We start from the raw sequence: 8,425 nt of genomic DNA, 5'->3' as shown, positions 1-8,425 counted from the left end.
TAAGCTTTTCCTCGGTGCCCTCGATGATGTAGTGGGTGCCGTATTCCTCGTCCTTGGTCTTGGTTATGACCTCGCATTTCGCCACGGCGCAGATAGAGGCAAGGGCTTCTCCGCGGAAACCGAGAGTCAGTATCTTCGAAAGGTCATCCTTTACATTCAGCTTGCTTGTGGCGTGTCGGAGAAACGCCACAGGCACGTCCTCGTGGGCGATACCGCAGCCGTTGTCGGTTATTCTTATGTAGGTGATCCCCCCCTGTTTTATTTCCACCGTAATGGCGGTGGCGCCGCTGTCAATGGAGTTTTCCACCAGCTCCTTTATTACGGAGCTGGGGCGTTCTATCACCTCGCCTGCGGCAATAAGCTCCGCAAGCTCCTTGTCAAGCACGTGTACCCTTGGCATTTTTTCACCTCCGAATAATTTATCGTTCTATTTTACCCATTCAGCATATCGCAAAGCTCCTGCAGCAAAAGCATTGCGTCTCTTGGCGAATACTCGTCGGGATTGGTTTTACGAAGCCTTGAAAGCACCTGCTCTTCCTTCATTGAGCCGAAGGATATCTGCTGCTCTTCCTCCTGCTTCTTTGGGGCTCCGCTCTGAGCATACTTTTCGGCTTCCATCTCGGAAAGCAGCTCCTTGGCTCGGGAAATAACCCCCTTGGGCAGTCCCGCAAGCTTTGCAACTTCAATTCCGTAGCTGTCGTCAACGCCGCCCTCAACTATCTTGCGTAAAAATTTAATGCTCTCGCCGTACTTTTTAACAGCAACGCTGTAATTGTTAACTCCCTCGACCCTGCCCTCAAGCCCGATAAGCTCGTGGTAATGGGTGGCAAAAAGGGTCTTGCAGCCTATCTTTTTCTTGTTTGCGATGTATTCAGCCACCGCCGTTGCAATGCTTATTCCGTCAAAGGTGGAGGTACCTCTGCCCACCTCGTCAAGGATAACAAGGCTCTGCTTGGTGGCGTGCTTCAAGATGTCAGCCACCTCGCTCATCTCCACCATAAAGGTGGACTGTCCCGCAGTAAGGTCGTCGGAGGCTCCCACACGGGTGAAAATGCGGTCAACTATGGATATCCTTGCGCTGTCCGCAGGCACAAAGCAGCCTATCTGCGCCATAAGGACGATAAGGGCAGTTTGTCTCATAAATGTGGATTTACCCGACATATTTGGACCCGTTATAATAGCCATTCTGCGGCTGTCGGTGTCAAGATAAACGTCATTGGGAACATACATCTCGCCGGTTATCATCTGCTCCACAACGGGGTGCCTGCCCCCCTTGATGTCGAGAGTTCCGTCAATTACGATATCGGGCTTCACATAGCGATTTCTCATGGATACCTCCGCAAAGGAGCAGAAAACGTCAAGCGCCGCAGCAGCCTGAGCGGTCTCCTGCACCTCTGCGAGCCTTGAGCCGATAAAATCGCGCACCTCCGCAAATATCTCCGCTTCCATCACGAGAGTTTTCTCGCTTGCTCCCGCAATTTCCTCCTCAGCTTTTTTCAGCTCGTCGGTGATAAATCTCTCGCAGTTTGCAAGGGTCTGCTTGCGTATGTATTCCGCGGGAACAAGGTCATAATAGGATTTTGTGACCTCGATATAATATCCGAATACCCTGTTATAGCCTATCTTGAGGTTTTTAATACCTGTTTTTTCCTTTTCTCTTGCCTCTATCTCATCGATAATGCCCTTGCCGCCCTTGATAATGCCTCTGAGCCTGTCAAGCTCCGCATTGAAGCCATCCTTGATAACTCCCCCGTCCTTCACAACCGGAGGAGGGTCATCGGAAATGGCATTGTCCACAAGTGCGGCTATCTCTTTCAGCTCGTGCAGCTTCCCCTCAAGACCTTTGAGGAGATTTGTCCTTACATTTCCGAGAAGAGCCTTGATACGGGGCATCTGCTCAGCCGTATGGGCAAGCGCCTTGATATCTCTGGGATTTGCAGTCTTGTAGACCACCCTCGTCATAAGGCGCTCAAGGTCGTAAACGCCCTCAAGGGCATCTCCCAGCTCTCCCTGCAAAACGGGGTCGTTGTAAAGCTCCTCAACCGCGTCCAGCCTGTCGATAATGGCGGCAGGCTTCAAAAGAGGCTGCTCGATGTAGGATTTAAGGAGTCTCTTGCCCATTGAGGTGCGGGTGCGGTCAAGGACCCAGATGAGACTGCCCCGCTTTTCCTTGTTTCGCAGAGTTTCGGTAAGCTCAAGATTTCTCCTTGCGGTAAGGTCGATCTCCATAAACCGCTTGTCCGAATAGGTAACAAGCTCGGTAAATCTTCCCACCGCCGCGCGCTGGGTGTCGCTTATGTAATAGAAAAGTCCGCATAGGGCGGCAACTGCGCATTTGTCGCTTTCGTCCACATTCATATCCGAAAGGCTCTCGGCGGAAAACTGTGCAAGGAGAGTGCCAAGATGAAGCTCCCTGTCAAATTTGTCCTCTTCAAGAACCGTTTCGTTAAGCTCCATTCGCGTGCGGATAAAATCCATCACCTGAGTAAGTCCCGCCGCTTCGGAATTTACAAGCAGCTCCGCAGGTGAAAAACGGGATATCTCGTTGATAAGCGCCTCTGAAAGCTCACCGGCAGACTTGTCCTTATGGGTAAAAAGCTCCGCCGTTCCCGTGGAGATGTCCGCAAAGCATACGGAAGCCGCTCCCCCGTGAACGTACAGCGCTGCGATGAAATTATTTTTAGAGTCGTCAAGAAGATTGCTTTCGGTGAGAGTTCCGGGGGTGACTATCCTGATAACGTCCCGCTTTACAAGCCCCTTGACCAGCTTCGGGTCCTCCATCTGCTCGCAGATAGCCACCCTGTAGCCTAAGTCGATAAGCTTTTTTATGTAGATCTCAGCGCTGTGGTAGGGTATGCCGCACATGGGAGCGCGTTCCTCCTGTCCGCAGTCTCTGCCTGTGAGCGTAAGCTCGAGAGCCTTTGAGACAACCACCGCGTCATCGAAAAACATTTCATAAAAATCTCCCAGACGAAAGAACACGATATGCCCGGGATATCTGTCCTTAACGTCAAAATACTGCTGCATCATAGGAGAAAGTGTGCTGCGGTCAACGTTCATCTTCCGACCATTCCCTTTCAAAAAATTTCTCGCCAAAGGAAACAAGAAAGCAAGTCTGACGGACGGCTTGCCGTCCGAATTTCTTGCTTCTTGCTTCTGAAAGCTCTTGTCTCTTTTAATGACAGCCGCCGCAGGAAGAACAGCTTCCTGTGCAGGAAACGGGATTTGACTCGGGGCAGGTCATGGGGTCATCGCCGTTTGCGGCAGCGGTAACGATATAGTTGATGCTGTCGAGGATACCGTCCATATCGGACTTTGCAGCCTCAAAAGCCATCATCTTGGGATTTGTCACAACAGCAGCGTAAAGTCTGTTGAGCTCGTTGTTGAGAGCCGTAATGGCATCGGTGTCCTTGTTTTCCTTAGCCATTTCCGTGTTGAGCTCCATCTTCTTCACGTTAAAATCGGTGATATTCTTCTGAAGCTCCTCGTCCTTGTCATTTGCAAGCTTTGCAGCCGCATATGCTATATATCTGGGGTCCTCCTGAAGTGCCTTTCCGAGTGCTCTTGCCGCTTCGATAACGTTCATTTTAAAACAACCTTTCTGATTATATTTTAATATTACTATCCTTTGACAGTTAATAGTTTATTATACCACAAAAAGTCCATTTTGTCAAATATAAGACAAGCATATCCCGCAGCCCCGGCGAAAAACTTTTTCTGTTGTTATTATAACTCTTCGCAGCATTTTCTGCAATACAAATACTGTCGGAAATATCGGCGAGCATGGCATTTTTTGTGAATTTTCATATTTATCATTTCCCTCCACGCATAAATATCCATTGACAAAGCAAGTCATATATGCTACAATATCAATAAATAATTCACAGGTTATGTGAAAATAAACTTGAAAGGCAAAGCTTACCATGAAAAAATCCCTTTCTGCGATAACCGCACTTTTAATGGCTTTTTCCCTTGCTGCCTGCTCAGACAATAAGGCAGAGGATACCTCCTCCGAGACCGTTTCCTCCGGGAATGTTACGGAAACATCTGCCGAGCCTGTCGCCTTTGAAACGGAAGAAAGCGTCCCTGAAGCAGATACTTCCGATTTTTCCTTCATTGGAAAATGGTATTTTATCAGCACAGATATGACCTCCGATGGAATAACCCTGGCAATGTCCCTGAAGGATATGGAGATATCGGAGCTTACCGCCGAAAATTCCTTTATCCTGGATATCAAGGACGGCGGGACTGTTGATATCAGCGCATACGGCGAAAACGCATCCGCAGCATGGACAGCCTCCGACAGCGGCATCACCATTACAGGAGACGAGGAGACCCTGGGAGCAGATGTGCTGAAATTTACAGCTGAGGACACCGATCTTATCAGGACCGCTCTTGCTTTTGAGGAAGAATCCATGAATATGTACTTTGCCAAGGAGGGCAGCCCGAAGATAGCGGAGTCTATGAACAAAAGCCTTCTCGAAGATACCTTCGGAGTAATTCTCAGTGAAATGATAAGTGAGAATATGACAGAGCTTACTGCCGAGACCCCTGCCGTACTGACATACAGCGAGGATACCGAGGCAATGTACTGCGGCTTTACCGCTCCCGAGGCAGGCTCCTACACCTTCCGCTCCGAAAGCGACGGATACGATATAGCCGCTGTCTATTCCTCCTCAAGCTTTGCAGAGGCTCTTGCGACCTCCGACAATACCGAGGGCGGCTTTGAGCTTACCTTAGAGCTTGAAGCAGAGCAGACGATATATATAGAAGTGACCTCGGGAAGCTCGCAGGTAACAGTTACCGCACAGAAAAATTAAGGAAAATATCATACTCTCTCAGAGCAGCATTATCGGACTATTCCGACAGTGCTGCTTTTTCTTTTATGAAAGTTTGGTGAAAAGCATAAAGCTTTAAGGTAGATTTAAGCTTTTGCGGTTATCATTTAAATCACAAACATGGAAAGGAAGATAGCCGTGAAAACAAACAAAAGCCATAAAAAGCATATCATAGCCGCAGCAGCCGTTCTTCTTGCAGCAGGAGCGGGAGCGGCAGCATTTGCGGGAGCCTCGGCATCCGCAGACGCAAGCGAAGAAACAAGCTATCGCGAATACACCGTCTCAAAGGGAGATATCACCGTGGGAGCCGAGGAAAGCGGAACGGTCTCCATCGAGCATACATATGTGACCTTCCCCTGCTCAGCAGAGGTAAACGAGGTATATGTAAAGGAAGGCAGGACCGTAAAAGAGGGCGACCCTCTGCTCAAGCTTTCCCCCGAGGATATAGCGGAGGCAAAATATGAGCTTGAAAGCGCAGTAAAGTCAGCGCAGCTGGAGCTTGAAGCCGCAAAGCTTGACCGGAGCACAAAGCTCCTTGAAGCAAAGCAGACTCTTGAAAGCTCACTTGCAAGCGGAAGCTCAGCCGAAACGGATTATGACCTGTACCTGACAAAAAACAGCGCATCAAAGCAGTCCTCGGAGAAGCAGCTTGAGAGCCTGAAAAAGGAGCTTGAAGAATACAGGTCAATGAAAGAGACCTATCCCGATGACTACGCAGAGCTTTGCAAATACGAAGATAAGCTTGAAGAGTATGAAGCAAAGTACAAGGAAATGGAAAACATCTACAAGTCTTATCAGAAAACAGACGATGAAAATTCATCGGTCCTTGACGAAATACAAAGCGAGTATGACGAATACATCGAAAAGATATCCGATACCTCCGACCGTCTGACGGAGCTGAAAAAGAACTACGAGGAAGCAAAAGCGGCATATGACAAGGCTCTTGAGGACTACGAGACCGCCCTTGAAAATTACGAAAAAGCTTCTTCCAATTCGGATATCACCATAACCTCCGAAAACAGCTCGGACAGCAGCTCGGGAACGTCATCAAGCAGCGGTTCTGCCACTGACCTTGCCGAAAAGCTTTCCCAGGCAAAGGCAGCTCTTGACAGCGCAAGCAATGCCTATAACTCCGCAAACGTGGCATATTCGGGCTATTACCAAAATCTTGACAGTCAGATAAGCGATAAGATAGAGGAATATGAAAGCAGGATATCCGAAGCTAAGAAGACCTGTTCCGCCCATGAAAAAATAACTCAGGCATACAAAAAGCAGCTTGACGAATTTAACGAGGAAGTTTCCGACTGCCGTGAGCAGTACGAGGACGAAAAAGCGGATTTCACCGAAATTTACGGTCAGAACGACGATGAGACCATTGACGAGAGGATAGACGCCCTCACAGACAGCATTGCCGAGGCGGAGCTTTCCATTGAAACAGCCGCAGCAGGCGAGGAAGGCGACCTTCTGAAAGCCCGTCAGCAGGCAGATTCAGCGCTTGCGCAGGCAGAGTCCGCACAGGCAGTTTACGACCGCACCGTCGCTTCCATCGAAAGCGAGACGGAAAAGGCACAGAAAAATTATGACAAGGCTCTGGAGGAATATAACGATTTCTGCGAGAGCGTTTCCGATGACGGCGTAGTTTATGCGGAATGTGACGGTATGATATCCTCCGTTAACGTCTCCGAAGGCAGCAGTGTTATGGCGAACAACAGCCTTATCACCATTCTCGACACAAGATATGTGTACCTCTCCGCCTCCGTTTCCGAGGAGGACATCACCTCTCTTGAAACGGATATGGAATGCTCCGTCAGCCTTACCGCATACGAAAACAAGACCTTTGACGGACATATCGACACCATTTCCGCAGAGCCTGCCCGCTCCTCGGGCTCGGTAACATACACCGTCACCGTAAAGCTTGAGGACGAAAGCGGACTTAACGTCCGTGAGGGAATGTCGGGTGAGATAACCTTTATCGAGGGCGGCGTCAGCGATGTTATGTACACGAATGTCAATGCCATAACCTTCAGAGACGGCGTTTCCTACGTAAAAATGTACGATGAAAACGGTCAGATAACCGAAAAAGAGGTAGTAACAGGCTTCTCAGACGGCAGATACGTTGAGATAAAAGAAGGCGTTCTGGCAGGAGACAAGGTGCTTGCGGAGATAGAGCTTGCAGGAAAATAACCCTAAGAAGGAAGGACACTCATATGCGGCTTTCAGAGCTTTTGCGAATGGTATTTGTAAATATATTTTCAAGCAGATCGAAATGCGCCCTTACCTCTCTCGGAATAGTGGCAGGCTCAGCCACCATCGTGCTTGTCATAGCCGTGGGACAGGGGGGCAAGATGGACGTAGCCGAGCAGTTCAAAAACCTCAGCGCAGGCGCAATAGAGGTCTCCGCAGGACAAAGCGCAGACGCCATAATGGAGGGTATGATGCAGGGCTTCGGAGCCCCTCCCGGAGGCGGAAACAGCAGCGGTATGCCTGATTTCGGCGGCGGACAGATGCCCTCGGGCGGCGGTATGCCGAGTTTCGGAGGAGGAGCGCCCTCAGGCGGCGGACGTTCGGGCAGCGGTGGAGGAAAAGGCTCCTTTGAGCCCTCAAGAACAGGTGGCGTGACCCTTACGGAGGAGGACGTGGAGGACATTTCCGCAGTAGTTCCGGGTATAGAGTCCATATCCATACTCGCCAGCGGAGATGCGGCAGTAGAGGGCGGAGACCTTGAAGAGGAGACCACCTATACAGCGGTGGGAGTCGCCCCCGAGTATGCGGAAATATCAAACCTCACAGTGCAGTACGGCAGCTTTTTTGACGAGGACGCCGAGGAGGACTGCTCCAAGGTGTGCGTCTTAGGCTACAAGACCGCTCAGAGCATATTCGGAGCTGCTTATCTTGCAGCTGGGGACTATGTTTCCATCGAAGGAAAGAATTACGAGGTCATAGGCGTTCTCAGCTCAATGGGAACGGTCTCCTCGGGAATAAGCCCCGATGAAGCCATATACATCCCCTATTCCACAGCGAAAAAATACGTGTTCGGCAGCAGTATAGAGCCGAAAATATCCGCAGTCGCATCGGACGTAAACGAAGTACAGAGCGTAATGGAGAATATCGAAGCGGTGCTTACCCAGAATTATCCCGACGGAAAGTTCACCGTTACCGACGCAGGCAGCGAGATGGAAGCGGCGCAGAAATCGGCAAACACGCTCCAGACCCTGCTTATCGCCGTAGCGTCCATCGTCTTTATCGTAGGCGGCATCGGCATAATGAATGTGCTTTTCGTAACGGTCAAGGAGCGTACGGGAGAGATCGGTCTCCTGAAGGCGCTTGGCTGCAAAAAGGGCGTTATCCTGGGAGAATTTCTTCTTGAAGCGGGAGCCATCGCCCTTTTCGGAGGAGCGGTGGGAGTCGGCCTCGGCTATGTGCTTATCCCCGCGGTGGAGCTTACGGGAACAAGAGCGGAGCCTGTGGCAATGGCAGGAGTATTATCGCTTGTATTTGCGGTGATAACGGGAACTCTTTTCGGATTTTACCCCGCCCTCAAGGCTTCAAGGCTCACACCCATAGAAGCGCTGGGCAGCGAATAATTA

At 50.1% G+C, this 8,425-nt stretch carries 6 protein-coding genes; 3 read left to right on the top strand and 3 right to left on the bottom strand.

Translation table 11 applies throughout. The annotated features are described in order from the left end of the window. From mutL to ACI4J0_RS09765, 3 genes are all read right to left on the bottom strand, one after another. A partial coding sequence (gene mutL / locus ACI4J0_RS09775) for a DNA mismatch repair endonuclease MutL (protein ID WP_439765623.1) occupies positions 1 to 400 on the bottom strand: 400 nt, incomplete at its 3' end. 32 nt (positions 401 to 432) lie between these two features. Further along, positions 433 to 3,060 (bottom strand): DNA mismatch repair protein MutS, encoded by a 2,628-nt coding sequence (mutS, locus tag ACI4J0_RS09770; protein ID WP_439765622.1) that lies wholly within the window; start codon positions 3,058 to 3,060, stop codon positions 433 to 435. Between the two features lie 115 nt (positions 3,061 to 3,175). After that, a complete protein-coding gene (locus tag ACI4J0_RS09765) occupies positions 3,176 to 3,586 on the bottom strand; it encodes a YlbF family regulator (protein ID WP_439765621.1) in 411 nt (136 codons plus the stop codon). A gap of 337 nt (positions 3,587 to 3,923) precedes the next feature. Here ACI4J0_RS09765 and ACI4J0_RS09760 point away from each other — a divergent pair, with 337 nt between their 5' ends. The 3 genes from ACI4J0_RS09760 to ACI4J0_RS09750 all read left to right on the top strand — a co-directional run bounded on the left by ACI4J0_RS09760 (position 3,924) and on the right by ACI4J0_RS09750 (position 8,422). Further along, the gene (locus ACI4J0_RS09760) at positions 3,924 to 4,820 is read left to right on the top strand and encodes a hypothetical protein (RefSeq protein WP_439765620.1); all 897 of its coding nucleotides are present in this window, start codon (positions 3,924 to 3,926) and stop codon (positions 4,818 to 4,820) included. A 156-nt stretch (positions 4,821 to 4,976) separates the two neighbouring features. Continuing rightward, positions 4,977 to 7,022: an efflux RND transporter periplasmic adaptor subunit gene (locus tag ACI4J0_RS09755; protein WP_439765619.1), complete on the top strand. Its 2,046-nt coding sequence runs from the start codon at positions 4,977 to 4,979 to the stop codon at positions 7,020 to 7,022. 23 nt (positions 7,023 to 7,045) lie between these two features. Continuing rightward, a complete protein-coding gene (locus ACI4J0_RS09750; protein WP_439765618.1) occupies positions 7,046 to 8,422 on the top strand; it encodes an ABC transporter permease in 1,377 nt (458 codons plus the stop codon). Positions 8,423 to 8,425: the final 3 nt, after the last annotated feature.

The sequence above is a fragment of the Huintestinicola sp. genome (assembly GCF_051882455.1).
In the GTDB taxonomy this organism is placed as follows: Bacteria; Bacillota; Clostridia; order Oscillospirales; family Ruminococcaceae; genus Huintestinicola.
This window is presented reverse-complemented; position numbering and strand designations above follow the sequence as displayed.